Origin of the sequence: Nonomuraea rosea (assembly GCF_039539705.1) — a bacterium.
Lineage (GTDB): Bacteria > Actinomycetota > Actinomycetes > Streptosporangiales > Streptosporangiaceae > Nonomuraea > Nonomuraea rosea.
Window position 1 is genome coordinate 292,771 of sequence record NZ_BAABDQ010000002.1, and the last position, 24,912, is coordinate 317,682.

Genomic DNA, 24,912 nt, shown 5'->3' on the forward strand with positions numbered 1-24,912 from the left:
TGGCCGGGTGCCAAGAACTCGCGGCGCGGCTGATCGGGTAAAGCTCACATTCCAGGCTCGTTCTCCAATGCGCGGCATATCTTCTCAAGGGGCCTAAAAGGGTTATTCATCACATTTGTTTTAGTGGCCTTATATTTAAAGGTGTCATGCCATAATTGTCCTGTGACTTTACGTCGATGGTGTGCTGCGGGCGGTGCGGCGACAGCCATTCTGGGGCTGTTGGGGCTGGTCGTCGGAGGGGGCATGGGGCTGGAGCGCGCGAGCTGGGTCGCGACCATTACCGGTCTTGTAGTCTCCGTGCTCGCTCTCGTCGCGGCCTGGCCGGGGGCACGCAATTTTGGCGGCGGCTCTGGCGGCGGCGAATCGAATTCGTCCGGAAAGTATCGCATTTCCATGACAAATGCGAAAAACGTGCAGATCGGCGATCGCAATGCGATGAATGTCAAGGAGACGCCCGATGGCTGGTGACGACGAGATCGAAGCAGCACTCGACCGGATCGCCGCGGGCATCTACACGGGCCACGACGTGGCACTCGTGCGGTCGGTGACCAGGAGGGGCGCCGACCGCAGGACGATCCAGGTCGGCGGCTACCGCGTCCGCCTCGAGAACGGCAGGAACATCCACATCGGCGACCGTGTTTACGCCGGTCCCGACGCCCGGGCCATCCGCGACGTCCTGGAGGACATCCAAGGCTCCGGCGACGATGTGCCGCAGGGGTCGCTGCGCAGCGTCGGGGGGTTCATCGTCGGCGTGGGCATGCTCACGGCCATCGTCGGCATGGGCATCTTCGCGGCCAACTTCATCCCCGGGTGGGCCGATGCCTGGTCCTCTCACCGTGTCCCGAGCCGGAGCGTTGGGGAGGACATCGGGCTCGGGTTCGGCATCGCGTTCGCCGGAGCTCTGATCAGCGCGTTCGGAAACGTGGTCCGTGGCTTCGAGCAGCGCAGGAGGCGCTGACTCCGCCAGATGGGCTCACTCCGGCGGGATCGGTGGTGTCCCGTGCGAGTGGAAGGACGGGATGGTCTTCAGCCCCCACGCCTGGCCCTTGGCGCGCTCGGCCTCCGTCCACGTGATGGTGCGCCAGTCGGGGGCCAGGATGAGCCTGGTGAGCGGGTTGCACAGCTCGACGCGGTTGCCGCCGGGCTCGTAGACGTACAGGAAGAAGGTCTGCTGGATGGCGTGCTTGTGCGGGCCGGTCTCGATGAAGACGTCGTTGTCCAGGCAGAGGTCGGCGGCCCTGAGGATGTCCTCGCGCGTGTTGGTGGCGAACGCGATGTGGTGCAGCCGGCCCGACGCGCCCGACCAGTCGTCGGTGTAGACGAGGTCGTAGGACTTGTTCGCGAAGTGCAGCCACTGGGCCGAGATCCGGCCGGTGTCCAGCATGATCTGCTCGGTGATGCGGGCCCCAAGCACGTCACGCACGAAGGCGCCGTTGGCGGCGGCCTCGGCGGCCAGGAAGTTGACGTGGTCGAGGCGGCGCACGCCGACCCCGTGGCCGGGGATCGCCTGCGGCTGGTTCTTCAGCGCGGGACGCAGCTCCTGCGGCGCCTCGTACCACTGCGACTCCCAGTAGATCCGCAGCTCGTGGCCGTCGGGGTCGTGGAAGGCGTATGTCGGCCCGCGTCCCGGCTCCCCGTCGCGCCAGCCGAGGCCGAGCCCGGCGTCCTTGACGGCGAGCACCCTGCGCTCCAGCGCCTCCTGGCTGCTCGCCCGCAGCGACGTCGCGCGGATGCCCGAGGTGCGGTGGGCCGTCAGCGTCAGGCTGTGGTGCTCGTAGTCGTCATAGGCGCGCAGGTGCACCGAGTCGCCGTCCGTGCCGCAGGCCGTCAGGCCGAGGATCTCGGTGAAGAACCACAGGCTGCGCTCCGGCTCGGGCGTGAGCAGCTCGACGTGTCCGATGTGGGCGATGTCGTGCAGCAGGGCGGTCACGTGTCCCATCCTCCGTCGGCCCGGGGACGGGGGTAGACCGTCCCGTCGAAGAGCTTGCGCGCGGTGCGCACGTTCGCGGCCCGCACCGCGGTGGGCGGGCTGGTGGACAGGTCCAGCTCGACCTCGACCTCGAGCTGTCCGGTCGGATGCTCGACGGCCACCCGGCTGCCGGTCCTGGGCAGCCGCGCGTACCGTCCTGCGACGCCGTTCTCCAGCAGCGCGGCGGTGACCACGCTGACGGCGCCCAGCACCCCGATCGCGGTGTGCGGGCGTACCGGGATGAACGTCCGCGTGCACAGCGCGCCGCCCTCCCTGGGCGGCGCGACCAGTGTGGTCTTCGGTACGGACTCCGCGGCGACGTCGCCGAGCCCCATCAGCTTGCCCGCCTGCATGCGCAGCGACTGCACGCGCCGGAGCAGCCCGGCGTCCGACGCGAGCGCCTCGTAGGACTCGTAGCCGGTGATGCCCAGGTCCTCGGCCGCGGCCACGACGACCGGCATGCCGTTGTCGACGCAGGTCACCCGGATCCCGTCGATCACGTCCACCTCGTTGCCGGTGGGCAGCAGCCGGCCGGTGCTGGAGCCGGCGGTGTCCTCGAACCCGAGCACGACGGCGGCGGCCGTGCCGGGCACGCCGGAGATGGCCGTGCCGCCCGCGTAGTCGACCTTGCCGCCGGGGGTCGCGAAGCGGGCGGTGGCGATGCCGCCGGTGTTCACCAGGCGGATGCGGACGTCGGTGTGGCCGTCGCCGGCGCGGACGAGTCCGCGTTCGACGGCGAAGGGGCCCACGCCGGCCAGCAGGTTCCCGCAGTTCTGGCGGGCGGAGACCGCGGCCTCGTCCACGTCCACCTGCAGGAAGAGGTATTCGAGGTCGGCGGATCCGCTGCCCGGCGACACCACGGCGACCTTGCTGGTCAGCGAGTGGGCGCCGCCGATGCCGTCGATCTGGCGCGGGTCGGGGCTGCCCATGACGCGAAGGAGCAGGTCGTCGCGCTCCTCCGGGTCGGCAGGCAGGTCGCCGGCCAGGAAGTACGCACCCTTGGAGGTGCCGCCGCGCATCAGCATGCAGCGCACGCCGTCATCGAACCGTGCCATTCCCATCCCTGTCCCCCGGGCTCCCTGTCATCGTCACTGTCACTCGAGCACGCCTGTCACCTGCGGATACAGCCGCATGTACGCCTCGCCCATGGTGTCGTGCGGCAGGCCCAGGTTCGGTCCCGCGTTGCGGCGCAACTGGACACCGCGGCGCTTGGCCAGATCGGTGTAGTAGTCCCACATGTGCTGCTGGGCCGGCAGGCACTCCATCGCCTTGCGCTTCCTGTCGAAGACGGCGGTGATGTCGAGCAGGACGTCCGGCTTGAAGTCGCACTGCTCGGGCTGGTGCGGCTCGAAGAAGAACACCGGCGGCGCGCCGAGCGGCTCGCCGGGGGCGTCGTAGCCGGCCGCCTGCGCGAGCACGCGCGCCTGGAGCGCCATGCGGGCCGCCGCCGGATGGTCGCCGTTGTACGGGTCCGCCAGCGGATGCGTCAGCACCACGTCGGGCGCGGCCTCCCGGTAGACGCCCACCAGGCGGTCCACCAGCTCCGTGGTCTCCACCAGGGGATAGTCGCCGGCGTCGAAGAACTCGATCTCGGCGCCCAGCGTCGCGGCGGCGTTCTCGGCCTCTTCGCGGCGGATCGCCTTGATCTCGTCGAGCGTGCGGCCCGCGCGCCAGGCCCCGGCGGACTCGCCGCGCTCGCCGAAGCTGAGGCAGACCACCTTGGCCCGCTCGCCACGGGCGGCGGCCAGGGCTATCGCGCCGCCCGCGCGCCAGACGAAATCGCCGGCGTGAGCGCTGATCACCAAGAGGGTGCGCGGAGTGGTCTTTGCCGAGGTCACCCGCCGACGCTAAGAGTGGGAGCGCCAGATTGTCAACACTTTCATCAGCAATCCGCGAGAAGTGGCAGTTTTCGGGCTAGCGGATCTTCCAGGCCGACAATATTGTCAACGATACGGATGGACCGGAGGGACCGCATGGACGAACCCCCAGCCGCGCCACGCGGCCACGCCGAAACCGGCCGAGCCGACGCCCACACCCCTGGCCGCACGGCGGCGGGCCGGGCGGAAAGGCAACGGCGTCGGTCGGCGCCGGCGGCGGGTCAGTCGGGGGTGGCCTCCAGGGCCTTGGCGACGCTGCGCAGGTGCTGCTGCATGGCCGTCTGCGCGGCCTCGGGATCCCGGGCGACGATGGCCGCCACGATCAGCTCGTGCTGCGGCAGCGACACAGCCGCCCGCCCCGGCTGCCGGGCGAGCCGGAACTTGTGCCGCACCACCTGCGCCCCGAGCCGTTCGATGATCGACGCCGACGTGCGGTGGTCGGCGATCTCGCGGACCTTGGCGTGCAGGACCGCGTTCAGCTCCGAATACCGGTCGAGGTTGTTGCCCTCCACGGCGGCGCGCATCGCGGCGACGGTCTCCCGCAGCTCCGCGGCCTGCCCGGCGGTGACCCGCTCGGCGGCCTTGGCGGCGGACAGGCCCTCCAGCACCATCCGCACCTCCGTGATCTCGACGGCCTCCGCCTTGGAGATCGCCCGGACCCGGGCCCCCTTGTTGCGCAGGATCTCGACCAGGCCCTCCCCGGCCAGCTCCTTGAACGCCGCGCGCACCGCCGCCCGCGTCGCCCCGAACTGCTCGCACACGTCCGCCTCGACCAGCCGCTGGTTGGGCACGAAGTCCCCGCCGAGTATGACCGTCCTGATCCGGTCGGTCAGCGGCTCCTCCAGCCGGGACTCTGAGGTCACGGAACTCTCCTGCCCTTGCGTTGACGCACCCTGGTTGACAATATTATCGACAATTTCCCCCGAGGGCGTCGCCCGGTGAACGGGCTGCGGTCCGGGACCGGGGTCGTGCTGCGGCAGGACTTCACCGGGGTCCTCATCGCGACCGTCGTGCTCATCCTGGTGGTGGGGGCGCGGGACGGCACGTTCCTGGAGTTCGGGCAGCTCTCCCAGGTGCTCAACCAGGCGGCCGTGGTCGGGATGCTGGCCTGCGCGATGGCCTATCTGCTCGCGATGCGGGAGCTGGACCTCTCCGTCGGGTCGGTGCTCGGACTGTCGGCTCTGTGCGGGGCGCTGCTCATCCGCGCGGGCCTGAACCCCTGGCTCGCCGTGGTGCTGTGCGTGGCCGCGGGCGGGCTGCTCGGGCTGGTGAACGGCATCCTCGTGGACCTGCTCAGACTACCCTCGATCGTCGCCACGCTGGCCACCCTGTCCACCTACCGCGGGCTCACGCACCGGCTGAGCGAGGGCAAGCAGGTGCTGGGGGCGCCGCTGAGCGACCCGTTCTCCAAGTTCTTCGGCTGGAAGCTGCTCGGGCTCGGCGTGAACTTCTGGACCATGGCCATCGTCGCGGCCGTCCTGGTCGTGACCCTGCGCAACACCCCGTTCGGTTACCGGATCCGGTCGATCGGCAGCAATCCGGAGGCCGCCAGGTTCAGCGGGATCCCGATCAGGGCGGTGCGGCTGCAGGTGTTCGTGCTCGCGGGGGTCATGGGCGGGATCGCGGGCGCGCTCACCCTCGGCTACTTCGGGGTCGCCGACCCCAACGCGGGCTCGGGCTACGAGCTGCAGGCGATAGCCGCCGCGGTGATCGGCGGCACCCCGCTGCACGGCGGCCGGGCCAGCGTCACGGGGGCGGCGCTCGGGGCCGTGCTGCTGGAGGTCGTCAGGACCGCACTCGCCTACTTCCGCATCGACATCAACTGGAACGACTTCACCACGGGCGCCGTCATCCTGCTCGCCGTCGGGTTCGCGAGCCTGCTCAGAAGGCGTTCGGACGCGCGTACCCACACCTGATCCCCCCAGCCCCACACGGAGCAATCATGAGCACTCGCCCCCGGCGGACCGCCGCCGCTCTCGCTCTCGTCACGCTCACCGGCCTCGCCGTCGCCTGCAGCACCGGGGAAGGAGCGCCCGCGGCCGGGCCCGCCGCGAGCGGGCGCGCGGCCAAGGACGTCCACGTGGCCTTCGTGGCCGCCGCGGCCAACCTCAACTTCTCGCAGGAGATGATGGAGGGCGCCAAGTACGCCGGGCAGGAGCTGGGCGCCGACGTCCAGGCGGTCGCGCCGCCCGGGCCCGACGGGCAGGCCGAGGTCGGGCTGTTCCAGCAGGTGATCGCCACCGCCAAGGACGGCGTCGGCGTCATGACGCTCAACCCCGAGCTCTTCACCCGGCCCGCCGCCGACGCCATCGCCAAGGGCGTGCCGGTCGTCGCGGCCGACGTGCCGCTGTCCGGCGTCACCACGCTGGTCAGCAACGACAACCCGGCCGCCGGGGCGCTGCTCGCCGACGCCGTGCTCGCGGGGCTCCCCGCGGACGCGAAGGGCACGGTCGTGCTCGGCGTGCCCACGCCCGGCATCCCCGTGCTGGACCTGCGCGCCAAGGGCATGAAAGATCGGCTCACGGCCGCGAACCCGAACCTGACCGTGCTCGGCCCGTTCGACTCCAAGCAGCCGCCGGACGAGAACTACAAGGCGTGGAGCGGCCTGGTCAGGGCGCATTCCGGCGCCCTCGCGTTCATGGACGCCGGCGACCCCGCCGCCTTCAACCTGCCCAAGATCAAGCAGGAGATGGACGCCGACTGGCTCTGCGGCGCCTTCGACCTCAACGACGCCGGGCTCGCCGCGATCAAGAGCGGCCAGTCCGTCGGCGTGGTCGACCCGCAGCACTGGCTCAAGGGCTACGTCACCACCCGCCTGCTGATCGAACGCGCCCTCGGCAAGCGCGAGATCCCCAAGGGCTTCTGGGACAGCGGCGCGGCGATGGTGAACAAGGACAACGTGGACGAGATCATCGCCCGCCAGAAGGGGGCCGAGGCCAAGGCGGCCTGGTACAAGAAGCTGATCGGCGAGCAGTTCGCGGACGTCGCGGGCCGGATGAAGCCCCTGTCCTGATCGGAGCATGCGGACGTGTCAGTGGTGCTCGCCGGCCGTGACCTGGCGAAGTCGTACGGCGGCGTGCGGGCGCTGGCCGGGGTGGACGTCGCCTTCCGCGCGGGCGCCGTGCACGCCCTGCTGGGCGAGAACGGCGCGGGCAAGTCGACGCTGGTGAAGATCCTGGCCGGCGCGGTGCCGCCCGACCGCGGCGAGCTGCTTCTCGGCGGGAGCGCCGTCCGGTTCGGCAGTACGGCGGAGGCGGCCAGGCAGCGGGTCGCGATCGTCTCCCAGGAGCTGAACCTGTTCCCCGACCAGGACGTGCTGGCCAACGTGTTCGCGCACCGGCTGCCCCGCAAGGGGCCGCTGGTCGACCGGGCGGCCATGCGCGCGCTGGCCGCGCCGGTGCTGGCGGAGCTGGGGCTGCGGGCGCCGCCCGACACGCTCCTGGAGTCGCTGTCGCTCGGGGACCGGCAGCTCGTGGAGATCGCGCGGGCGCTGGTGGAGCAGCCGCGCGTGCTCATCCTGGACGAGCCGACCTCGGCGCTGCAGCCGGGAGAGGTGGCGCGGCTGCACGAGATCATCGGCCGGCTGCGGGACCGGGGGACCGCCGTCGTGTACGTCTCGCACGTGCTGGAGGACGTGCTGGCGATCTGCGACGAGGTGACCGTGCTGCGCGACGGCGCGGTGGTGCTGAGCGGGGCCGACGCGGCGGAGCTCGACCTGCCCGCGCTGGTCACGGCCATGCTGGGCGAACGCGCCCCGGCGTCCCTGCGCGCCGCCGGGGCGACTGCGGCCGCCGGTCCCTTCACCGGCGACAGCGCAGGCGGGTTGCGGCTGGTCTCGGTGAGCGTGCCCGGGCGGTTGCGCGACGTCAGCCTGGAGGCCGCGCCCGGCGAGATCCTGGGCGTCGCCGGGCTCGTCGGCTCCGGCCACACCGACGTGCTGCGGGTGATCGCCGGCGCGCTCACCCCCCAGTCGGGGCGGGTCGAGCTGCCCGGCGACGGGAAGCGCGCGGCGAACCGGACGGGGATGCGCGCCGCCGTCCGCGCCGGGGTGGGGCTCATCTCCGGCGACCGGCGCGGCGTCGGCATCACCGCGGACAAGCCGGTCTGGGAGAACATCGTCCAGGTCAGCGCCGTCAGCCTGGGCCGGCTCGGCCGGTGGCTGACGCAGCGGGCGCTGCGGGAGGCGGCGGAGGTGCTGGCCCGGCGGGTCGGCGTACGCACGCACTCGATGGATCAGGCGGTGGACCAGCTCTCCGGCGGCAACCAGCAGAAGGTCGTGTTCGCCAAGTGGCTGGCCGCCCGCCCGTCCGTGCTGCTCATGGACGATCCGACCAGAGGCATCGACATCGGCGCCAAGGCCGAGATCTACGCGCTCATGGGCGAGCTGGCGGCGGCGGGGACCGTACAGCTGCTGGCCTCCAGCGACCCCAAAGAGCTGGCCGGGATCTGCCACCGCGTCATAGTGATCAGGAAGGGCCAGGTCACCGCCGTGCTGGAGGGTGCGGAGCTGTCCGCGCACGCCGTGCTCGAAGCGGTGAACGGCGATCGCGGCGCCCCCGCGCTTTGATCGTTTAGACCCGTTCTGTCGGTGGATTCGGGTAAGTTCCCGGATCATTGATCAGCCGTTCGCGAAAGGCGCGGGCACGTCCGCCTGCGCTCGCGAGCCGCCGGGGCGGGAGGTTCTGAGGTCGTGGACGCGGACAAAACCGCGTGGGAGCAGCGCAGCGTGGTGCGGGTGGTGCCGCCGGTCGAGCCGCGCAAGCTGGCGAAGGTCCCCTTCGTCGAGCTGGCCGACGGGCGGCTGCAGGGGGTCGTGTCGAGCGGATCCGACATCGAACGGGTCTACGTCTCGTCGATCGCCGCCGGCACCCATGCCCTGAGCTGCAGCACCAACAACAACCGGCCGTGCGGCGCGCTGCACGGCTACGCCTGCAAACACATCCACCAGCTCGCCGACGAGGCGGTCGTCCAGTACGGGCTCCAGCGGGTGGCCCGCTACCTGCGGGTCGAGGTGCCGGACGACGGGCGCCTGATGTACTGCCTGAACGGGAAGCCGGAGCGCACCCCCGCGGCCGTGGTGTTCAGCCGCTTCCTGCGCCACCTGGCCTACCTGGAGGTGCCCGACAGCACCGAGCCCCTGACCGAGCTCCACTGGTTCCCCGCGACGAGGACGGTGCGCTGATGCTCGACGTACAGCTCAGTGAATTGCTCGGCGACGCTCCCGAGGGGGCGGGCGAGGCGCTCGACCTGGTCTCGGGGTTCGACGGCGCGCTCACGCACGGGTTCGCCCGGCTCGGCGAGGAGCCGGCCGAGGCGCTGGCGGCCCTCGCGGGAGCCGTCGCGGCCACCCCGATCGGCGAGCGCACGGCCGAGGCCGTCGAGAAGGTGACGGCCGGGTCGATCAGCGACGATCACCTGGCGGCGCTGGCCGGTGCGCGTGCCGCCCTGTTCGGCGCGGTGCACGACGCCCTGCTCGGCCGCCTCGACGCGGCGCTGGGCCGGACGCGGCTGGGCTGGGAGCAGCCCGCCGCCGGGCCCGACGTGGCCGCCAATCTGCTCGCCGGCTGCCGCGGCTGGCTGCGCGAGCTGGCCATCGCCGGCTGGCGCGGCGTCGACGACGACCTCGTCACCTCCTCCGACCAGACGATCGAGGCGCTGCTCGCCGTGCCGGCGCTCCGCGGCCTCGCCGTGCTGCTCGACGGCCTGGCGGCGGAGCTGCGGGCCTCGTCCCCGGTCGGCACGCTGGAGCGGCTGCCCGCCCGCAGGTGGGCCGACCTGTGGACGCGCGCCCTGCTGCTGTCGCAGAAGGGCCCCTGGAACGGCGGCGCCGAGCAGGTGTCCGGCCGCCTGCTGATCCTCGGGGCGGACGTGCACGAGCACGCCACCGTGGTGCGCGTGCAGGTCCACGCCATCCTGGAGCCCGCGGGCGGCGCGCCCGCCCGGCTCGTACGCACCAGCGTGGCCGCGGCGAAGGTCGACACGATCGCGGGCCCGGCCGTCTGGCGGCTCCTGGGCGGCCACCCCGTCCTGCTGAGCGCTTTGGCCGAGCACCGCAGCGTGGACGTCACGGACATGCCCCTGCTGGCGGGGGGCGACCTCGTGTGGCACGACGACCGGGCCCGGGCGGGGGAGGAGGCCGACCCGTTCGCGACCGCGCGGGTGGGGCTCGCCGCCGCGGCCGCGCCGCCGGTGGCCCCGCTCGACCGCCATCCCGTACGCATCGCGGAGCCCGTGCTCGTCGAGGGCTACAAGATCGACGGTGCGACGCTCACCCTGGGCGGCAGCTCGCTCGCTCTCGACCTCGACCGGCTGCCGGCCTGCGGGCCGCTCACGCCCGAGCTGGTCGCGGCCTCCTCGGCCTGCGTCGGGCTGCTGCGCTGGGACGGCGGCCGGTGGCTCCTGCAGCCGCTGGCGGTGCAGGCCACGGTCAAGAAGAAGCCCGTCGCCGCGCACAACGGCGACTGGGCGCTCGGCCCCACCGACCCCAAGGTGGTCAAGGCCGAGGCCAAGGCCGGTGACGTCGTCGCCGTGCTGCGGGAGCGGGCAGGGCGGCTGCTGCGGAAATGAGCGACTCCCAGACCCCTCCCAGCGCCCCTGACACGGACCAGAACCGGCGCGAGGTCCTCTACTGGCGCCTGCTGTCCCGGCTGTTCAGCCCCGACGAGCAGCCCGCGCTGGAGACCGCCAGCGTGGCCATCGTCGACGACCTCGGCCTGCCGCCCGCGCTGCTCGACCCCGGGGTGTCGGTCGACAACCTGGTGCAGCGCTTCCCCGGCCTGAACGCCGAGCTGCGCGACCTGATGGCCGACAAGGAGCACGAGGAAGGCGACGAGGTCCGCCGCGCGGCCCTCGTCTCCAAGCTGCTGCTCAACGTGTTCTCGACCGGCACGGGCAACGTCACCGCCGGGCAGCTCGAAAGCTGGAAGCAGGACGCCGCCTGGTTCGAGCGCGGCATGGGCTGCGAGCCCGGTGAGCTGCGGCACCGCCCCGGCGACGAGGAGGTGGCCGGGGTGCTCGCGGGCATCGAAGGCGACCTCGTCAAGCGCATGCACCTGCGCGAAGTGCTCGCCGACCCCAACCTCGCCAGGCAGCTCACGCCCAGCATGTCGCTCATCGAGCAGCTGCTGCGCGACAAGTCCAACCTGTCGGGCGTCGCCCTGGCCAACGCCAAGGCGCTGATCCGCAGGTTCGTGGACGAGGTCGCCCAGGTGCTGCGTACCCAGGTCGAGAAGACCAGCGTGGGCGTCATCGACCGGTCGGTGCCGCCGAAGCGGGTCTTCCGCAACCTCGACATCGACCGCACCATCTGGAAGAACCTGACGAACTGGAGCCCCGAGGAGCAGCGGCTCTACGTGGACCGGCTCTTCTACAAGCAGACCGCCCGCCGCACCACGCCCGCGCGCCTGATCGTGGTCGTCGACCAGTCGGGCTCGATGGTGGACGCGATGGTCAACTGCACCATCCTGGCCTCGATCTTCGCCGGGCTGCCCAAGGTCGACGTGCACCTGATCGCCTACGACACCCGGGCGCTCGACCTGACCCCGTGGGTGCACGACCCGTTCGAGGTGCTGCTGCGCACCACGCTCGGCGGCGGCACCGACGGCACGGCCGCGATGGCGCTGGCCAGACCCAAGATCTCCGATCCGCGCAACACCGTGATGGTGTGGATCTCCGACTTCTACGACAACCGATCGCTGATCACCGACTTCGAGGCGGTGCACCGTTCCGGGGTGAAGTACATCCCGGTCGGCTCGGTCAACAGCTCCGGCCACCAGAGCGTCGATCCGTGGTACCGCCAGAAGCTCAAGGACCTGGGCACGCCGGTGATCTCAGGCCACATCCGCAAGCTCGTGTTCGAGCTCAAGAACTTCCTCACCTAGGAGACCCGCGAATGAGTGACGATATGCTGCGCGCCCCCGCAGAGGTGAAGTACGCAGAGGAGCTCGACTGGCTGGAGTCGATCGACGACGGCCCCAAGCCGTTCTCGTGGCGGCTCAGCCCGCGCATGATCCGGCTGTTCATCCTCGGTTCTGAGCGCTCCGACGGCCTCGACCGCGAGGTCGCGCAGAAGTGGTTCGGCGACCGCAGTTTCGTCGAGCGCAGCATCGTGACCCTGGCCTCCGACCGGGGCCTGCTGCTGATCGGCGACCCGGGCACCGGCAAGAGCTGGCTGGCCGAGCTGCTGTCCGCGGCCATCTGCCGCAACTCCACCCTCGTGGTCCAGGGCACCGCCGGCACCACGGAAGACCACATCAAATACTCCTGGAACGTCTCCATGGTCATCGCCAAGGGCCAGTCCCGCCAGTCGATGATCCCCTCGCCGATCATGACGGCGATGGAGGGCGGCGTGATCGGCCGCTTCGAGGAGCTGACCCGCTCGACCAGCGACGTCCAGGACGCGCTCATCTCGATCCTGTCCGAGAAGTACGTCTCCATCCCCGAGCTCGACGAGGACAACATCGTCTTCGCCCAGCCCGGCTTCTCCATCATCGCCACCGCCAACAGCCGCGACCGGGGCGTCAACGACCTGTCGTCGGCGCTGAAGCGGCGCTTCAACTTCGTCAAGATCCCCGTCGTGACGAACAAGAAGAGCGAGGCGGAGATCGTCCGCTTCCGTACGGAGGAGCTGCTGCGCAGGCACCAGATCGAGCTGGACCTGCCGCCCACGCTGCTCGACATCCTGCTGCAGAGCTTCGCCGACCTGCGCAACGCCGCCGCCTCGGCCACCAGCGACGACGAGAAGCTGGAGTCGGCGCTGTCCACGGCCGAGCAGATCGGCGTGCTGGAGGACGCGATCCTGCACAGCAACTTCTTCGGCGACCGCACGCTGCGCGCGCAGACGCTGGCCGGCTCGCTGGTCGGCTCGCTGGTCCGGCGCAGCCCCGAGGACCTGGCGATCCTGAACAAGTACTGGCACGGCGTCGTCGAGCCCCGCAGCAAGAAGGACGGCGGGGAGTGGCCGGAGTTCCTCGAGGGCGGCCGCGAGGCCATCGACACCCTCTCATGACGAGCCGCACCCCCGAGACGACCGGGCGGGCTCGTGCGGGCGGGCCGCCGAGCCCGTTCGGCTCGCTTCGCGAGCAGCTGCTCGACGCCGCAGCGGCGTTCGCCGACGCGCCCGCCGACCTGTCCGGCATCCTGGCGGGCCTGGTGGACGACGTCGACCGGGCGCTGCGCGAGGAGCTGGAGATCTTCCCGGTCTGCCACCACTCGCCGGCCTCCGCGCTGGCCATGGTGCGCCGCCTGCGCGAGAAGCAGCCGAAGGTCATCTACCTGGAGCTGTGCGAGGACCTGCGGCCACTGCTGACCGAGCTGCGCAACTGCCGGCTGCCGGTGGCGGTGCAGGCGTTCGCGACCGACATCGAAGGTTTCCCGAAGACGTGGGCGCCGCTCAGCGTGGTGGCGCCCATCACGGAGGCGTCGGCCGAATACCAGGCCATCTCCTACGCGCTCGAAACCCCCGGCGTCGAGCTGATCCTGGTCGACCGCTCCACCGACCACGTCTTCCAGTGGAAGTCCGAGGAGGAACCCCAGGAGGACGACGGCGCCCAGGAGCCCAAGGAGGAGGCGGGCCTGCACGGCGACGCCGTGGGCGTCGAGATCGGCGACCTGCGCCCCCGCTTCGCCGAGCTGGAGGAGCACCTGCTGCACCACGGCAAGGTGCGCCACTGGTCGGAGTGGTGGGACCAGTACGTCGAGCAGCCGCTGTCCGGCGCGGACTACGACACCTACCGCCAGGTCATGGTGCTGATCGGCAGCCTGTTCCGGAGCCTGAGCCGCGACGCGGACCGGCTGGCCATGGACGAGGACCGCGAGCGTTACATGTGGACCAGGATGCGCGAGCACCTGGCCGCATCGGGCGCCGACCCCGCCGACTGCCTGTACGTCTGCGGCGCCTTCCACGCCGCCAGCCGGGTCGAGCAGTTCGGCGTGCGGTCCACGGCCACCTACGAGATCAGCCCGCGCACGGACACGAAATGGCTGTACGGCCTCATCCCGTCCAGCCACTCGGCGATCGAGGTCCAGTTCGGGCTGGCTTCCGGCTCGGTCTCGATCGCGGCGGCGACCTGGGCCAAGTCGCTGACGCGCAGCAAGCTGACCCCGTTCCAGCTCGCGGGGCAGAAGGGCGCGCGCAAGCGCCCGGCCAAGCTGCCCGCGCCCGTGCCGCAGGAGGAGGTGGCCGACCGGCTGACCGGGTTCCTGTCGCGGCCACCCGTGCTCGACGAGCTGGACCAGGCCGAGCTGCTGGGGTGGAGCGTCGACATCGTCCGGCTGGCGCGTCGCAACGGCTACCTGGCCAGCACCGCCGACGCCATCGCGGTGTTCGAGACGTCGATCCTGCTCGCGGGCATGCGCAACAGGGCCAGGCCGACCCCGTACGACTTCCAGGACGCGGCCGTCACCTGCATCGAGAAGGACGTCGTGCCGGGACGGCGCGACGTGCGCCGGCTGTGCGAGATCCTGCTCGGCGGCGACCGCGTCGGCGAGGTCGGCTACGACGCGCTGCCGCCGCTGGCCAGGAACGTCTACGACCGGCTCGCGCCGCTCGGGCTCGACCTGGAGAAACGGACGATCCAGCGGGCGCTGCTCGACCTCAACGCCAGCCCCGAGCTGGTGCCCTGCTCCGACCTGCTGTGGATGCTGCGCTACCTGCTGCCGTCCGAGGCCGTACGCCCCATCATGGGCGAGCGCCGGCTGGGGGAGCGGTCGATCCAGGAGAGCTGGGACCTGTCGTTCGGGAAATACCAGCGCTCGATCATCGAGCTCGGCTACGAGGGCGTCACCATCGAGCAGGTGCTGGAGCAGCGGCTGCGGCGCTCGGTGTGGGACGAGAAGGCCACCGCGGCCGTCGCACTGGCGGCGGTCGAGGACGCGGTGCTGTTCCTGAGCAGCCGGCGCTTCGCCGACGAGCTCGGGGCACGGGCCGTGGAGCTGCTCAAGTCCGAGCGCAGCGTGGACGACGCGCCCGAGGTGCTGCGCAGGATCCGGCGGCTGATGGCCTACTACCGGGCCAACGAACCCGAACTGCCGGCCTGGTGCGAGGAGTTCGCGACCTCCGGCTACGCCCACTACTGCACGCTGCTGCCGACGGCGTTCGTGGCCGACGACACGGGGGTGCGGCAGGTCGCGGCCATGCTCGGGTTCCTGTTCTCGATGGAGAGCCTGGCGCTGGCGCTGGGCTGCGACCGGGCTCAGCTGGAGCTGGCCGTGAAGCAGTCGCATCCGGAGGCGCCGGCCAAGGTGGCGCTGCTGTGGGCGGCCCGGCACCAGCTCGGGCTGCTGCCGGTGGCCGAGCTGCGTTCCCGCGTCGACGAGCTGCTGGCCAACCCGCTGGTCGTCCCGTCGTTCCCGCACTACATCATGGGCTTCGTCCAGGCCATGGAGCCGGCTCCCGCGCTGACCGGGTTCGTGGTGGAGGTGATCACCAAGGCGTTCGGCCGGCTGCCCGACAACGTGCTGCTGCCGTGGCTGCCCAAGCTGATCACGACGCTGCGGGATCAGGCGGCGGAGCTGATGCCGGTGCTCGTCCGCGAGGCCGGGCGCACGTTCCCCGGCTCGCTGGCGGCGGTGGACGCCTGGGTGCCGCCGTGGACCGCGCGACCGGCGCGCGCCTCGCTCGCCGGGCCCGGGCCGGTGGCGTCGGGGCCGGTGACGGCGCTGCTCATCGGCCACCCTGTGGTCACCGACGCGGTGGCGGGGCTGCTCGGGTGCGAGGGGGAGTGGCGGGCGCCCTCGGCCGGCGTGAGCGCCGGATCCCCGGAGGTGAACGCCCTGCTGGCCCAGCACCCGCAGTCGGCTCTGGCGGTGGCGGGTCTCCTGACCTGATCCGGCTCGATGTCCGCGTTTCCGGCGGCCCGCTCTTGCTGAGCGGGCCGCCGCCTTTTTGGCGAATGACGTCGTCACCGCCTCGGCCGACGGCACCGGCCGCGTGTGGGCCCTGCGGACGGGCAAGCCGTCCGGCGCCCCGCTCACCGGCCACCGGGGCACGGTGCGGGCGGTGGCCGTGGGCCAGGTGGGCGGCACGTCCATCGCGGTGGGCCCCGGAAACTGACCCGCCGCACCTGCGCTGGGGTCAGTCTCCCGGGCTCGGGTCGGCTTTGGGCTCGGGTCAGCCGATCACGCGGGCGACCGCTGGGATCCGCCGCAGCACCAGCCAGTCCAGCAACAGCACGGCCACCATCGAGACGCCCGCCAGCGGGAACAGCAGGCCGAGCACCGCCATGATCACCATCACCCCGTACGAGGTCCGCTTGCTGGTGGTGCGGGCGGGCGCGCCGGCCCGTCCCCTGGGGCGGCGCTTCCACCACATCCACACACCGGTGACGACGAGCGTGATCAGGGTCAGGCACGCGCCGAGCATCAGAATCAGGTTCGCGGTGCCGTACCTGCGGCCTTCGTGCAGCGCGATGCCCTGCTCGACGACCTTGGCCATGATCCCGTACTCGGCCCAGCCGTACGAGATCAGCACCCGGCCGCTGTACTGGTCGACGTGCAGCGTCTGCGCGGCCGAGGGGTCGCGGCGCGGGTCGGTCACGATCGTGTACACGCCCTTGGGGCCGTCCGGGAGCAGGACCTTGACGTCGCACTCCGAGGGCGGGCACGCCCTGATCGCGGGCCGGGCGGCGGCCAGGGCGCTCTCGACGGGCAGGGCGCCGGGCTGCAGCACGCCGTGCCCGCCGCCGTGGCCCGCGTGCCCGTCCTGGGAGGCGGGTACGGGCAGCCGCTCCGCCGCCCATGGCACCTTGGAGTCCGGGTTGGCGGACAGGTCCCCGGACAGCGGCGGGGTGGAGGTGCTCGGGAAGTCGTCCGCGCTCGGGGTGGTCGAGCCGGTACGGTCCTGGATCCGCTGCAGCCCGTCACCCCACACGCCCGACCACGGCAGTCCGGACAGCACGAGGAACACGACCACCGCGCCCCCGCCGACCCCGGTCCACACGTGCAGCCGGCGCAGCCGCCCGCGCGGCGACCGGCGAGCCCTCTTGCGGGCACCGCGGCCGGTCCACCACAGGTAGGTGCCGGTGGCGATCAGGATCAGCGCCCAGCAGGCGGCGATCTCCACGACCCGGTCGCCGATCGTGCCGGACATCAGCTCGCCGTGGATGGTACGCACCACGCGCATGAAGGTGGCGCCGTCGTCGATCTGGCCCAGGACGGCGGCGGTGGCGGGGTTGACGTACACGGAGATGCCCTGTGCCCAGGGGCCGGCGTCGGCGCCCTGGAGGATGACGCGGGTGGAGCGGTCGGGGGACGTGGGCGGAATGACCGACATGACGGGCGCGTTGGGGCGTACCCGCTGGGCGGCGGCGATCTGCTCGGACAGGGGCCGCGCGGCCGCCGCCACCGGCTCGGCGAGGGTGCGCACGTCCTGGTAGCGCCACTCCTCGAACGGCTCCTTGAAGAGGTAGATGGCGCCGGTGGTGGCGAGGACCAGCAGGATGGGGGCCACGAACAGACCCGCGTAGAAATGCCAGCGCCAGACGGCGCGGTAGCGCTGGGAGGAGGCGGGGGTGGCGGCGGGGACTACTTCCGGCCGCGTTTCGACTGAGGTCATGAGGTCTCCGTTCCGGAGGGGGTCACACGGGGGGTGTGCGTCTCAAGCAGGGGGCCGCCGCAGACGCCAGGCCGGCCGCCGCCCCGCCCCGCTCGTTACGGCCCGCGCTTGTACGGGTCGCAAGGCATGGGCGAAGCCGGCCGCGCGACCTGCGTTGCACGGGTCGGGCGGCACTGGTCGCACGGCCTGGGTTGCGTGGCACTGGTCGCGCAGTCTGCGTTGCCCAGGCGTCACCAGCTGCACAGCCTGCGTTGCGCCGGAGTAACCGCTGCATGGCCGCATGCGCCGCATCGGCGACGCGGGCGAACCAAGTCGCGCACGCCGTCGCCATGCCCTCCCGGCTCCGGCGCACCGATGCGAGCCGCGTCGCTCCTGCCTGGGCCGCTGGAGCGCGGTCCGTTTGGGGAGCCGCAGTCACCTGCGTGCGGGTGGCACGCGAGGCGACCGCACGGGCGCCATGACGCCAGGGCCGGCAGCGAACCAGCAGCGGGCCATTAGTGCGGCCAGCAGCGGGTCAGCACGCAGGCGGTGATGCCGTGTGCGCACGGCGGTCGTTCAGTACGCGCGGAGCGGTCGTGCGGGCACACGGTCAGGCGTGCGGGCACATCCTCAGGCGTGCGGGCAGTTGGTCAGGCGTCCTGGCACGTGGTCAGGCGTGCAGGCACGTGATCGGGCACGCAGGCACGTGGTCAGGCGTGCGGGCGCGGTGATGCCGGCATCGGTGGTCGCGAAGGTCGCGAAGGTCGCGAAGGTCGCGCGATCGCGCTGCCGGGCTCAGGCCCGAGTGGGCGGCCCTCGGCGGCACAAGACCCAGGCCAGGACCTGTGCGGCAGGGGCTCCAGGCGGGACCGCCGTGACGAGGCGGCGGCGCTCAGGAGCCCAGGGCGGTGCCAGGCGGCCGGTGAGCCGGGTCCACAGGTCGCGTACCGAGCAGGCCAGCAACACCAGCATCGTGACCAGAGCACTTTCACCGCGCTCCAGCCACCACGCCGACAGCGTCGCGACGACCATGTGGGCCAGCAGCATGCCGGCCCCGGTGGAGAGCCGGCCCTCGTGGTGGCCGGCGAAGGCGGTGGTCTCCCAGCCGAAGAGCTGATGCATCCCGTACTGGGCGGCGAAGGAGGCGGCCAGCAGCGTCCCCATGGACCGGCGCCTGCGGGCGAGGACGAATGCCCCGGCCCAGGTCATCACGGTCGCGGCGGCGACGGTCGCCAGGCGGGCGCCGGAGCCCCCGGCCAGCGTGTGCATCCCCAGAGCGGCGTACACGCAGACGACGGCGAACACCGCGGCACGCAGCCCGCGCAGGCCGGTCCGGCCGGCCTGCGCGGCGTCCCTGCTGCCGGTGGCGCCGTTTCCCTTCTGCCGGAAGTTCACGCGCGATCACCGCTCACACGGACAGATACGCGGGCATCTCCGGAAAAGTTCAGACATGCACGATTCGTCGGTCTGACCGGGCACGCTCGGCCCCAGGGGCGCGTGCGTGGCCGGTCCCAGGGCTGTGCGTTCAGAGCGTGCCGGGATGGGCGCCGCTGAAGACGAGTCGCGGCGGATGCCCGCCGAACATCTGGCTGACGGTGACGAACACGTAGCCGCGCGCCGACAGGCTCTTCAGCACCTTCGGGAGGGCCCGCACCGTCGTGGGATGGATGTCGTGGAAGAGGATGATGCTCCCCGCATGCGCGGACTTGATCGCCCTGCGGGCCACCTTGGCGCTGCTGCGATACCGCCAGTCCTCGGTGTCCACGCTCCACAGCACCATCGGCCGCGCCGTCTGCGCGCGTACGGTGGCGTTGAGCGCCCCGTACGGCGGGCGGACGAGCCTGGGCACGATCCCCGTAGCGGCCTTGATCGCCTGGTCCGTACGGGCGAGCTGGAGCCGCACCCCGGCAGCGGACAGTTTCGTCAGGTCCGGGTGCGAGTAGGTGTGGCTGGCGATCTCATGCCCCGCCCCGGCGATCTCGCGCGCGATGCCGGGGTAGGCGGCGACGTTCTGTCCCACGACGAAGAACGTGGCGTGGGCACGGTGAGCCTGAAGATGGCGCAGCAGCGTTCTCGTGTAGCGTCCAGGGCCGTCGTCGAACGTGAGGGCCACGCACTTGACGCGGTGGCAGTCGACCTTCCGCCCGCTCCAGGCAGCGGATAACGGCCGGTCGGCGAACGCTGAGCTGGGCACTGAGCTGGGCACTGAGCTGGGCACTGAGCTGGGCACTGAGCTGGGCACTGAGCTGGACACTGAGCTGGATGCCGCGCTGGATAAAGCCACTGGTGTGCCGCTCGCGGCCCGTGCCGGTCCCGCCGGCCCGAAGCCGCACACCGCCATGGCCAGCACCGCCGTGGCGATCATCCTCGCCGTCCCCCGGTTCGCGGCAGCCCGAACGGGCCGGCGCGATCGCGCACCGATGTTCATCGATCCCCCTTGCGCACCGCCCCCGGTGCGTCTCCCCTGAGTGCCGGTCCGGCAGGACCGTTCCACTGAGTTCGACAACCGACGTACGCACCTGGTTCGCGGGAGACCGCTTTCCGGATGAAAGGATCACCCGAGGAACGGCGCCACCACCTCGCCGGTCTCCTGGCCGGGGACCACCGGAACGATCTCGAAGGTCACGCCGCACCCGCGCCACCCCAGCACCCACCGCTGCAGCAGGCGCAGGTCGTCGCATTCCATGAGCTGGAAGCAGCGGCCGAAGCCGGGCTCGACCCAGCTGCCCGCGTACGTCAGCCCGTCGGGAAGCATGCGGCCGCTGTCGCGCAGGCGTTCGTAGACGGGGATCATGTCGTCGTCGCGGAATCGTTCGATCACCATGAACAGCACGCGCTGAACCTCCTCCGGAGAGACCCTAGGTGTGGCCGACCTCGCGCAGCCCCGCCAGGGCGGCGGCGGCGAACGCGGCGACGACCTCGCCGCCCTGCACCGGCAGCCACACCGCCGAGGTGGACCAGGTCAGCCGGGGCTCGTCGATCGGCCGCCAGACCAGCCCGGCGGGCAGCTCGTCGTACGGCTCCTCGTTCAGGTGCGCGCCCAGCCCCGACATGACCAGGCCGTGCACGAAGTGCGGATTGCGGGCGTGCCTGATCGCGCTCGGCAGGAACCCGTTGTCCCGGCACGCCTCCAGGATGTGATCGTAGAGCTGGGGCGCCATCTCCCGGGGGAAGATCACCAGGGCCGAGCCGTCGAGCGTGCGCAGGCGTACCTCCTCCTGCTGGGCCGCCCGGTGCCCCTCGGGCAGCACCACGCCCAGCCTGCGGTGCACGACCTGGCTGGACTCCAGCCCGACCGTGTCGCACGGATGCCTGACCAGCCCGGCGTCGAGCTCCTCCGCGCGCAGCTTGGCGAGCTGGCTGGCGGTGGTCAGCTCGTGCAGCTCCAGGAGCACGTCGGGGATGCGCGCGGTGAAGCTCGCGACCAGCGTCCTGAGCGCCATCGGCGTCGTGTCCGGCGGCACGCCCGCCCTGAGCACGCCCGACGCGCCGGGACGGATGCGGCGCATCGCCTCGCGGGCCGCGTCCGCCCGGTCCAGCACGCCACGGGCGTGCTCCAGCAGCAGGGCGCCGGCCTCGGTGAGCGAGACGCGGTGCGGGTTGCGGTCGAACAGCCGGACGCCCAGCTCGCGCTCCAGATCGCGGATGCGCTGGGACAGCGGCGGCTGCGCCATGTGCAGCCGCTCGGCGGCCCGGCCGAAGTGCAGCTCCTCGGCGACCATGACGAAATAGCGCAGGTGGCGTAGCTCCATCGGATCGACCATATCGCTCTGATATCGCCGAGAGTCCACATTGATGTTGGCCAGCGGGCCCGAGGAGCTGGTTGTATCCCGGCAAGCCCCGTTGACCTGCGAAGGGACGCTTGTGACTGTGCTGATGGACCGCGAAGGACCCGTCGCGGTGATCACGTTGAACCGGCCGGAGAAGCTCAACGCCTGGACCGCCGGGATGCGCGAAAGGCTCATGGAGCTGCTGCGCGAGGCCGGGTCCGATCCCGAGGTGGGCGCGGTCGTGCTCACAGGAGCCGGGCGCGCCTTCTGCGCGGGCCAGGACCTCGGTGAGACGGCCACGATCGACCCCGACGACCACGCGGCCTCCGACGCCTGGATCGACGGGTTCGACCGGCTCTATCGGGCGGTGCTCGACCTGGACAAGCCCACCGTCGCCGCGGTGAACGGGGTGGCGGCCGGGTCGGGGTTCCAGTTCGCGCTGCTGGCCGACCTGCGCATCGGCCACGCGGGGGCCAGGATGGGCCAGCCCGAGGTGCTGTCCGGCATCCCGAGCATCACCGGCATCTGGGCCATGTGGAACGTGCTCGGCCGCGCCAGGACCACCGAGTTCGCGCTCACCGGCCGGCTGGTCGACGGCGCGGAGGCGGCGGAGCTGGGGCTGCTGACCAGGCTCGTGCCGCAGGACGAGGTGCTGGCGGCGGCGGTCGCGCAGGCCAAGGAGCTGGCCGCGCTGCCCTCCGGCGCGGTGGCGCTGACGAAGGGCCGGCTCAGGGAGCTGGAGCGGGAGGCGCTGACCGACGCCGTGGCCGCCGCCAAGAAGGTGCACGCCACCGCGTACGCCACCGGCGAGCCGCAGCGCGAGATGGCCCGCTTCCTGAAGGAGCGCGCGAAGTGACGAGCGGTGCGGGCGAATGGAACGTCCCCGAGCGCTACAACATGGCCGTGGACGTGGCGGACCGCCACCCGCGCGAGAACCTGGCGCTGATCTTCGAGGACCACACGGGACTGCGCGAGGAGATCCGCTGGGGCGCGATCCAGGACAGATCCCGCCAGATCGCCACCTACCTGCACGGCCTCGGCGTACGCCCGGGTGACCGCGTCGCGGTCATGCTGCCGCAGCGGACCGACACCCCCGCGACCTACCTCGGCGTCCTGCGTACCGGGGCCGTGCTCGTGACCATGTCCCTGCTCTGGGCCGACGACCAGATCGCCTACCGGCTCGCCGACTCCGGCGCGTCCGTGCTGGTCACAGAGGCGGGCGCGGTACAAAGAGCCAGTGGGTACGCCGGGATCGTGGTCGACGTGGACGACCCGGCGATCGGCCTGCTGAGGCCGGAGTTCGAGGACGCCGGCACGGCCGCCGATGACCCGGCGCTGATCTTCTACACCTCCGGCACGACCGGCCCGGCCAAGGGGATCGTGCACGCGCACCGGACGCTGCTCGGCCACAACGAGTTCGAGCACTGCCACGACCTGCGCCCGGGCGACGTCTTCTACGGCGCGGGGGAGTGGGCCTGGTCGATGGCCAAGCTCATGGGGCCGCTGCGGGCGGGGGCCACGCACCTGGTGTACCGGCCGGCCGCCGGGTTCGACCCCGCGGGGCTGCTGGCCAGCATGGCGCGCAACGGGGTGACGACCGGGCTGGTGAACCCCACGTTCCTGCGCAAGATGCGCGAGCAGGTGCCGGACGCGGGACAGCGTTTCCCGCAGCGCCTGCGCACGGTGTGCTGCGCCAACGAGCCGCTCACCGCCGACCTGATCCGCTGGTTCCGTGACCAGTTCGGGGTCACGCTGCTCGACTACTACGGCTCGACGGAGTCGTACCCGCTGATCGGGAACTTCCCCGGCGTACCGGTCAAGGAAGGCTCCATGGGGCGCCCGCTGCCCGGCTGGGACGTGGCGCTCCTGGACGAGTCCGAGCAGCCCGTACCGGCGGGCGAGGTCGGCGAGATCTGCCTGCGGGCGCGCAGCAACCCGCAGTTCCCGCTCGGCTACTGGAACCGCCCCGAGGCCTCCGCGGAGGTGTTCGGCGGCGAGTGGTTCCACACCAAGGACCACGCGCGGGTGGACGAGGACGGCTACTACTGGTTCCTCGGCCGCGTCGACGACGTGATCAAGACCTCCGGCTACCGCGTCGGCCCCGACGAGATCGAGGACGCGCTGCGCGCGCACCCCGCCGTCGCCGACGTGGGCGTGGCCGGGGTGCCCGACCCCGTGCGCGGCCAGGCGGTCAAGGCCTGGGTACGCCTCGCGCCCGGCTACCGGCCGGACGACGGCCTGGCCCGCGAGATCCGCGAGTTCGCGAAGACCACGCATTCGCGCTTCGCCTACCCGCGCGAGATCGCGTTCGTGGACGACCTGCCGCGATCGGCGACCGGGAAGATCCAGCGCGCGCAGCTCCGCCTGCGCGACTCCAAGTAAAGGGAGCGAGCATGACCCCCCACGACCAGGCGGCCGTCCGCCGCAAAGTGACCCTGGCCTCGGCCATCGGCAACTTCGTCGAATGGTTCGACTCGGCCGCCTACGCGGTGATGTCCGCGACGATCGCCGGCCTGTTCTTCCCTGACTACGACAAGTCGGCCGCCCTGCTCGCCACCTGGGCGATCTTCGCCGGCGGGTTCATCGCCCGCCCGCTCGGCGCCGCCTTCTTCGGCAGGTACGGCGACCGTCTCGGCCGCAACCGGATGCTGGCCCTGACGATCCTCACCATGAGCGGGGCCACGTTCCTCATCGGCATCCTGCCCACCTACGCGTCGTGGGGCATGCTCGCGCCGATCCTGCTGTTCCTGCTGCGCTGCGCCCAGGGCTTCTCGACCGGCGGCGAGTACACGGGCGCGTCGGCGTTCATCGTCGAGTACGCGCCGGAGGGCCGCCGGGCCCGCTTCGCCGCCGCCGTGCCCGTGACCGTGGGCCTGGCCAGCGTGGCGGGTTCGGGCGTCGGCTTCCTGATCACCTCGACCGTCACGACGGAGGCGCTGCAGAGCTGGGGCTGGCGCATCCCGTTCCTGCTCGCGGCCCCGCTCGGGCTGATCGGGCTCTACCTGCGCTCCAAGGTCGAGGACACGCCGGTGTTCCGGTCGCTGGAGCAGCACGACTCGGTGGCGCAGGAGCCGCTGCGCGAGGCCGTGCGCCGCTGCGGACGCCAGATCGCCACGCTGTTCGGCTACAGCATCACCAACGCCGTCGGGTACTACCTGATGAGCAGCTACATGATCGCGTACATGTCGGAAGAGCTCGGCTACTCCAAGAGCCAGGCCCAGATCACGAACGTCGTGTCGATGCTCGCCTACAGCGTCGCCTGCCTGTTCGCCGCCTCGGCCAGCGACCGGTTCGGCCGGCGGCCGATGCTGATAATCGCGTGCGCGGGCTTCGTGATCTGCCCGCTGCCGGCGTTCTGGCTGATGGGGTCGAGCCTGGCGGGGGCGATGGTGGGCACGTCGCTGCTGGCCATGCTGGTCGCCGTGATCGGCACCTCGAACGTGCCGGCGCTGGTGGAGATGTTCCCCGCCAAGGTGCGGGCGAGCGGCTCGGCCATCGGCTACACGGCCGCGTACGTGCTGTTCGGCGGCACGGCGCCGTTCGTGGCCACGGGACTGGTGTCGATCTCGGGCAGCGCGATCGCGCCCGCCCTGTACATGGTGGCCGTCGCGGCGGTGTCGGTGGTCGTGGTCCTGCGCTCGTTCAAGGAGACGCGCGGCCTGGCGCTCGACCGCGGCGTGGAAACGGTCACCGAACACGCCTGACGCCCCGGGCTCACGGGGGATCAGCGCACACCTACCGGATATCGGGACAAGAGGATCCGGG

At 71.7% G+C, this 24,912-nt stretch carries 24 protein-coding genes; 15 read left to right on the forward strand and 9 right to left on the reverse strand.

Features of this window, described 5'->3' with window-relative positions:
- Positions 1–243: 243 nt before the first annotated feature.
- Positions 244–468 (forward strand): hypothetical protein, encoded by a 225-nt coding sequence (locus ABEA43_RS05315; RefSeq protein ID WP_345559256.1) that lies wholly within the window; start codon positions 244–246, stop codon positions 466–468.
- Complete coding sequence (locus ABEA43_RS05320; protein WP_345559258.1) at positions 458–958, forward strand: hypothetical protein; 501 nt, start codon at positions 458–460, stop codon at positions 956–958. The genes ABEA43_RS05315 and ABEA43_RS05320 overlap by 11 nt, the downstream gene beginning before the upstream one ends.
- 15 nt (positions 959–973) lie before the next feature.
- Here ABEA43_RS05320 and ABEA43_RS05325 read toward each other — a convergent pair whose 3' ends face one another.
- From ABEA43_RS05325 to ABEA43_RS05340, 4 genes are all read right to left on the reverse strand, one after another.
- Entirely contained in the window at positions 974–1,930 is a 957-nt protein-coding gene (locus ABEA43_RS05325; protein ID WP_345559259.1) for a VOC family protein, read from the reverse strand.
- Positions 1,927–3,024, reverse strand: coding sequence for a 4-oxalomesaconate tautomerase (locus tag ABEA43_RS05330; RefSeq protein ID WP_345559261.1), 1,098 nt, complete (start codon positions 3,022–3,024; stop codon positions 1,927–1,929). The genes ABEA43_RS05325 and ABEA43_RS05330 overlap by 4 nt, the downstream gene beginning before the upstream one ends.
- A 39-nt stretch (positions 3,025–3,063) precedes the next feature.
- Entirely contained in the window at positions 3,064–3,807 is a 744-nt protein-coding gene (locus ABEA43_RS05335) for a PIG-L deacetylase family protein (protein WP_345559263.1), read from the reverse strand.
- Between the two features lie 260 nt (positions 3,808–4,067).
- Positions 4,068–4,709, reverse strand: coding sequence for a GntR family transcriptional regulator (locus tag ABEA43_RS05340; protein WP_345559264.1), 642 nt, complete (start codon positions 4,707–4,709; stop codon positions 4,068–4,070).
- A 75-nt stretch (positions 4,710–4,784) separates the two neighbouring features.
- Between ABEA43_RS05340 and ABEA43_RS05345 the strand changes: the two genes are divergently transcribed.
- From ABEA43_RS05345 to ABEA43_RS05385, 9 genes are all read left to right on the forward strand, one after another.
- The gene (locus tag ABEA43_RS05345; protein WP_345559266.1) at positions 4,785–5,762 is read left to right on the forward strand and encodes an ABC transporter permease; all 978 of its coding nucleotides are present in this window, start codon (positions 4,785–4,787) and stop codon (positions 5,760–5,762) included.
- Between the two features lie 26 nt (positions 5,763–5,788).
- The gene (locus ABEA43_RS05350) at positions 5,789–6,859 is read left to right on the forward strand and encodes a sugar ABC transporter substrate-binding protein (RefSeq protein ID WP_345559268.1); all 1,071 of its coding nucleotides are present in this window, start codon (positions 5,789–5,791) and stop codon (positions 6,857–6,859) included.
- A gap of 15 nt (positions 6,860–6,874) precedes the next feature.
- Entirely contained in the window at positions 6,875–8,413 is a 1,539-nt protein-coding gene (locus tag ABEA43_RS05355) for a sugar ABC transporter ATP-binding protein (RefSeq protein WP_345559271.1), read from the forward strand.
- A gap of 123 nt (positions 8,414–8,536) precedes the next feature.
- A complete protein-coding gene (locus ABEA43_RS05360) occupies positions 8,537–9,028 on the forward strand; it encodes a hypothetical protein (protein WP_345559273.1) in 492 nt (163 codons plus the stop codon).
- Positions 9,028–10,413: a hypothetical protein gene (locus ABEA43_RS05365; RefSeq protein WP_345559275.1), complete on the forward strand. Its 1,386-nt coding sequence runs from the start codon at positions 9,028–9,030 to the stop codon at positions 10,411–10,413. Before ABEA43_RS05360 ends, ABEA43_RS05365 begins: the two co-directional genes overlap by 1 nt.
- A complete protein-coding gene (locus ABEA43_RS05370; protein ID WP_345559277.1) occupies positions 10,410–11,726 on the forward strand; it encodes a VWA domain-containing protein in 1,317 nt (438 codons plus the stop codon). The genes ABEA43_RS05365 and ABEA43_RS05370 overlap by 4 nt, the downstream gene beginning before the upstream one ends.
- Before the next feature lie 11 nt (positions 11,727–11,737).
- On the forward strand, positions 11,738–12,853 hold the full coding sequence (locus ABEA43_RS05375; protein ID WP_345559279.1) for an ATP-binding protein: 1,116 nt from the start codon (positions 11,738–11,740) through the stop codon (positions 12,851–12,853).
- Positions 12,850–15,672: a DUF5682 family protein gene (locus ABEA43_RS05380; protein ID WP_345559281.1), complete on the forward strand. Its 2,823-nt coding sequence runs from the start codon at positions 12,850–12,852 to the stop codon at positions 15,670–15,672. The genes ABEA43_RS05375 and ABEA43_RS05380 overlap by 4 nt, the downstream gene beginning before the upstream one ends.
- Positions 15,673–15,730: 58 nt before the next feature.
- A complete protein-coding gene (locus ABEA43_RS05385; RefSeq protein WP_345559283.1) occupies positions 15,731–15,898 on the forward strand; it encodes a hypothetical protein in 168 nt (55 codons plus the stop codon).
- A 57-nt stretch (positions 15,899–15,955) separates the two neighbouring features.
- Here ABEA43_RS05385 and ABEA43_RS05390 read toward each other — a convergent pair whose 3' ends face one another.
- The 3 genes from ABEA43_RS05390 to ABEA43_RS05400 form a co-directional block, all read right to left on the reverse strand.
- Positions 15,956–17,398 carry a PepSY-associated TM helix domain-containing protein gene (locus ABEA43_RS05390; RefSeq protein WP_345559285.1) on the reverse strand — a complete coding sequence of 481 codons (1,443 nt, stop codon included), beginning with the start codon at positions 17,396–17,398 and terminating at the stop codon, positions 15,956–15,958.
- Positions 17,399–18,172: 774 nt separating this feature from the next.
- Complete coding sequence (locus ABEA43_RS05395; RefSeq protein ID WP_345559287.1) at positions 18,173–18,772, reverse strand: hypothetical protein; 600 nt, start codon at positions 18,770–18,772, stop codon at positions 18,173–18,175.
- Between the two features lie 130 nt (positions 18,773–18,902).
- On the reverse strand, positions 18,903–19,490 hold the full coding sequence (locus ABEA43_RS05400; protein ID WP_345559289.1) for a polysaccharide deacetylase family protein: 588 nt from the start codon (positions 19,488–19,490) through the stop codon (positions 18,903–18,905).
- A 4-nt stretch (positions 19,491–19,494) separates the two neighbouring features.
- Between ABEA43_RS05400 and ABEA43_RS05405 the strand changes: the two genes are divergently transcribed.
- Entirely contained in the window at positions 19,495–19,845 is a 351-nt protein-coding gene (locus tag ABEA43_RS05405; protein WP_345559291.1) for a hypothetical protein, read from the forward strand.
- A gap of 86 nt (positions 19,846–19,931) precedes the next feature.
- Here ABEA43_RS05405 and ABEA43_RS05410 read toward each other — a convergent pair whose 3' ends face one another.
- A complete protein-coding gene (locus ABEA43_RS05410; RefSeq protein ID WP_345559846.1) occupies positions 19,932–20,201 on the reverse strand; it encodes a DUF3303 domain-containing protein in 270 nt (89 codons plus the stop codon).
- A 34-nt stretch (positions 20,202–20,235) separates the two neighbouring features.
- Positions 20,236–21,129 (reverse strand): LysR substrate-binding domain-containing protein, encoded by an 894-nt coding sequence (locus tag ABEA43_RS05415; protein ID WP_345559293.1) that lies wholly within the window; start codon positions 21,127–21,129, stop codon positions 20,236–20,238.
- 112 nt (positions 21,130–21,241) lie between these two features.
- Here ABEA43_RS05415 and ABEA43_RS05420 point away from each other — a divergent pair, with 112 nt between their 5' ends.
- From ABEA43_RS05420 to ABEA43_RS05430, 3 genes are read left to right on the forward strand one after another with little or no spacing between them, the layout of a single operon-like run.
- Positions 21,242–22,003, forward strand: coding sequence for an enoyl-CoA hydratase/isomerase family protein (locus tag ABEA43_RS05420; RefSeq protein ID WP_345559295.1), 762 nt, complete (start codon positions 21,242–21,244; stop codon positions 22,001–22,003).
- A complete protein-coding gene (locus tag ABEA43_RS05425; RefSeq protein WP_345559297.1) occupies positions 22,000–23,529 on the forward strand; it encodes an acetate--CoA ligase in 1,530 nt (509 codons plus the stop codon). Before ABEA43_RS05420 ends, ABEA43_RS05425 begins: the two co-directional genes overlap by 4 nt.
- Before the next feature lie 11 nt (positions 23,530–23,540).
- Complete coding sequence (locus ABEA43_RS05430; protein WP_345559299.1) at positions 23,541–24,851, forward strand: MFS transporter; 1,311 nt, start codon at positions 23,541–23,543, stop codon at positions 24,849–24,851.
- Positions 24,852–24,912 lie beyond the last annotated feature (61 nt).

What these genes read in the sequence shown, in the direction of transcription:
- ABEA43_RS05370 (WP_345559277.1), top strand. Translation starts at nt 10,410, where the DNA reads ATGAGCGACTCCCAGACCCCTCCCAGCGCCCCTGACACGGACCAGAAC.
- ABEA43_RS05320 (WP_345559258.1), top strand. Translation starts at nt 458, where the DNA reads ATGGCTGGTGACGACGAGATCGAAGCAGCACTCGACCGGATCGCCGCG.
- ABEA43_RS05375 (WP_345559279.1), top strand. Translation starts at nt 11,738, where the DNA reads ATGAGTGACGATATGCTGCGCGCCCCCGCAGAGGTGAAGTACGCAGAG.
- ABEA43_RS05410 (WP_345559846.1), bottom strand. Translation starts at nt 20,201, where the DNA reads ATGGTGATCGAACGATTCCGCGACGACGACATGATCCCCGTCTACGAA.
- ABEA43_RS05430 (WP_345559299.1), top strand. Translation starts at nt 23,541, where the DNA reads ATGACCCCCCACGACCAGGCGGCCGTCCGCCGCAAAGTGACCCTGGCC.
- ABEA43_RS05330 (WP_345559261.1), bottom strand. Translation starts at nt 3,024, where the DNA reads ATGGCACGGTTCGATGACGGCGTGCGCTGCATGCTGATGCGCGGCGGC.
- ABEA43_RS05380 (WP_345559281.1), top strand. Translation starts at nt 12,850, where the DNA reads ATGACGAGCCGCACCCCCGAGACGACCGGGCGGGCTCGTGCGGGCGGG.
- ABEA43_RS05365 (WP_345559275.1), top strand. Translation starts at nt 9,028, where the DNA reads ATGCTCGACGTACAGCTCAGTGAATTGCTCGGCGACGCTCCCGAGGGG.
- ABEA43_RS05415 (WP_345559293.1), bottom strand. Translation starts at nt 21,129, where the DNA reads ATGGAGCTACGCCACCTGCGCTATTTCGTCATGGTCGCCGAGGAGCTG.
- ABEA43_RS05315 (WP_345559256.1), top strand. Translation starts at nt 244, where the DNA reads ATGGGGCTGGAGCGCGCGAGCTGGGTCGCGACCATTACCGGTCTTGTA.
- ABEA43_RS05390 (WP_345559285.1), bottom strand. Translation starts at nt 17,398, where the DNA reads ATGACCTCAGTCGAAACGCGGCCGGAAGTAGTCCCCGCCGCCACCCCC.
- ABEA43_RS05350 (WP_345559268.1), top strand. Translation starts at nt 5,789, where the DNA reads ATGAGCACTCGCCCCCGGCGGACCGCCGCCGCTCTCGCTCTCGTCACG.